The 2,867-nt window shown below is 64.7% G+C and carries 2 protein-coding genes; both read left to right on the forward strand.

What is annotated here, in order from left to right; translation table 11 throughout:
* The first annotated feature begins 121 nt into the window (after nt 1-121).
* Nucleotides 122-1,417 (forward strand): glycerate kinase type-2 family protein, encoded by a 1,296-nt coding sequence (locus ACW9I6_RS31850; protein WP_003210596.1) that lies wholly within the window; start codon nt 122-124, stop codon nt 1,415-1,417.
* Entirely contained in the window at nt 1,407-2,822 is a 1,416-nt protein-coding gene (pyk, locus tag ACW9I6_RS31855; RefSeq protein WP_457340223.1) for a pyruvate kinase, read from the forward strand. Before ACW9I6_RS31850 ends, pyk begins: the two co-directional genes overlap by 11 nt.
* The last annotated feature ends 45 nt before the right edge of the window (nt 2,823-2,867 follow it).

Consider the following 2,867-nt stretch of genomic DNA (forward strand, 5'->3'; position numbering starts at 1 on the left):
AGTCAGCATGGATGTCGAATGGTAGACCGCTTTCGCGAGCAAGCCCGCTCCCACATTTTTGACCGCATTTCACATCGAATTTGATGCACCCCTAATAACAAGAATCCCCGGGAGCCCGCTTATGTCGGTCGATCCGCAACACCTGCTTCGCGAGCTGTTTGCCACAGCCATCGACGCCGCCCACCCCCGGCAAGTCCTCGAACCCTATCTGCCCGCCGACCGCAGCGGCCGTGTCATCGTGATCGGCGCCGGCAAAGCCGCCGCCGCCATGGCGCTGGTGGTGGAAAACTGCTGGCAAGGCGAAGTCTCGGGCCTGGTGGTCACCCGCTACGGCCACGGCGCACCCTGCAAGAAAATCGAAGTGGTCGAAGCCGCGCACCCAGTGCCGGACGCCGCAGGCCAGGCCGTGGCCAAGCGTGTGCTGGAGCTGATCAGCAACCTGGGCGAAGACGACCGCGTGATCTTCCTGCTCTCCGGCGGCGGCTCTGCACTGCTCGCCCTTCCGGCCGCCGGCATCACCCTGGCGGACAAGCAAGCGATCAACAAGGCCCTGCTCAAATCCGGCGCCACCATTGGCGAGATGAACTGCGTGCGCAAGCACCTCTCGGCGATCAAGGGCGGGCGCCTGGCCAAGGCAAGCTGGCCTGCCACCGTCTACACCTACGCGATTTCCGATGTACCGGGCGACCAGGCCACGGTCATCGCTTCCGGCCCCACTGTTGGCGACCCCAGCACCTCGCAACAGGCGCTGGCGATTCTCAAGCGCTACCAGATTGAAATCCCGGCGTCGGTGCGCACCTGGCTGCAAAGCCCGGAGTCGGAAACCGTCAAGCCCGGGGACCCGGTGCTCGCCCGCAGCCATTTCCAACTGATCGCCCGTCCGCAGCAATCCCTGGAAGCGGTGGCGGTGAAAGTCCGCCAGGCCGGTTTCAGCCCGCTGATCCTCGGCGACCTGGAAGGCGAAGCGCGGGACGTGGCCAAGGTGCACGCCGGTATCGCCCGGCAAATCATCCAGCACGGCCAACCCCTGGCGGCGCCTTGCGTGATCCTCTCCGGCGGCGAAACCACCGTCACCGTACGCGGCAATGGCCGTGGCGGACGCAACGCCGAATTCCTGCTGAGCCTCACCGACAGCCTCAAGGGCCTGCCCGGCGTCTACGCCCTGGCGGGTGACACCGACGGCATCGACGGCTCGGAAGACAATGCCGGCGCGATCATGACGCCCACCAGCTACGCCCGCGCCGAAGCCCTGGGCTTGAGCGCCAGTGACGAGCTGGACAACAACAATGGCTACGGCTACTTCGCGGCCCTCGACGGCTTGATCATCACCGAGCCGACCCGCACCAACGTCAACGATTTCCGCGCCATTCTGATACTTGAAAGCCCTGAAAGAGAGTCCCCTGAACATGACGCCTGACAAGAAGGTCAAGATCCTCGCCACGCTGGGCCCGGCCACCGACAGCATCGACGACATCCGCGAGCTGGTGGAAGCCGGGGTGAATATCTTTCGCCTGAACTTCAGCCATGGCGATCATGCCGACCACGCCCAACGCTACCAGTGGATTCGCCAGGTGGAGCGCCAGCTCAATTATCCCCTCGGCATCCTGATGGACCTGCAAGGGCCGAAGCTGCGGGTGGGGCGTTTTGCCGAAGGAAAAGTGCAACTGATTCGCGGCCAGGCCCTGCGCCTGGACCTGGACTCGACACCCGGTGACCAGCGGCGGGTCAACCTGCCCCACCCGGAAATCATCGCGGCCCTGCAGCCCGGCATGGACCTGCTGCTGGACGACGGCAAGCTGCGCCTGCGGGTGATCACCAAGCACGCCGATGCCATCGACACCACCGTGCTCAACGGCGGTGAACTGTCGGACCGCAAAGGCGTGAACGTACCCCAGGCATTGCTGGAGCTCAGCCCGCTGACGGCCAAGGACCGCCGCGACCTGAGCTTCGGCCTGGAACTGGGAGTGGACTGGGTGGCGCTGTCGTTTGTGCAACGCCCGGAAGACATCCGCGAAGCCCGCGAGTTGATCGGCGACAAGGCGTTCCTGATGGCCAAGATCGAGAAGCCCTCGGCGGTGCAGCGCCTGCAGGAAATCGCCGAGCTGAGCGACGCGATCATGGTCGCCAGAGGCGACCTGGGGGTGGAAGTGCCGGCGGAAAGCGTGCCGCAAATCCAGAAGGACATCATTGGTGTGTGCCGCCAGTTGGGTAAACCGGTGGTGGTGGCCACGCAGATGCTTGAATCCATGCGCTTCTCCCCGGCGCCGACCCGTGCCGAAGTCACCGACGTGGCCAACGCAGTGGCGGAAGGGGCGGATGCGGTGATGCTGTCGGCGGAAACCGCTTCCGGTGAATACCCGTTGGAGGCCGTGCTGATGATGAGCAAGATCATTCGCCAGGTGGAAAATGGCCCGGATTACCAGACCCAGCTGAACGTCAGCCGGCCCAAGGCGGATGCCACGGTGTCGGACGCCATCAGCTGTGCGATCCGCCGTATCAGCAGCATCCTGCCGGTGGCAGTGCTGGTGAACTACAGCGAGTCGGGCAGCTCCACCTTGCGGGCGGCGCGGGAACGGCCGGCGGTGCCGATTCTGAACCTGACACCGAACCTGTCGACGGCGCGACGCTTGAGCGTGGCGTGGGGCGTGCATTCGGTGGTGAACGATCGGCTGCGGCAGGTGGATGAGGTGTGTTCCACGGCGTTGGAGATTGCCCAGGCACAGGGTATGGCGGAGCGTGGGGATACGTTGGTGATTACTGCTGGGGTGCCATTCGGGCAGCCAGGGTCGACCAATTCGTTGCGGATCGAGACATTGATCTAATCCCCTGTGGCGAGGGAGCTTGCTCCCGCTGGACTGCGCAGCAGG

The organism is Pseudomonas sp. SDO5522_S412 (assembly GCF_054071215.1).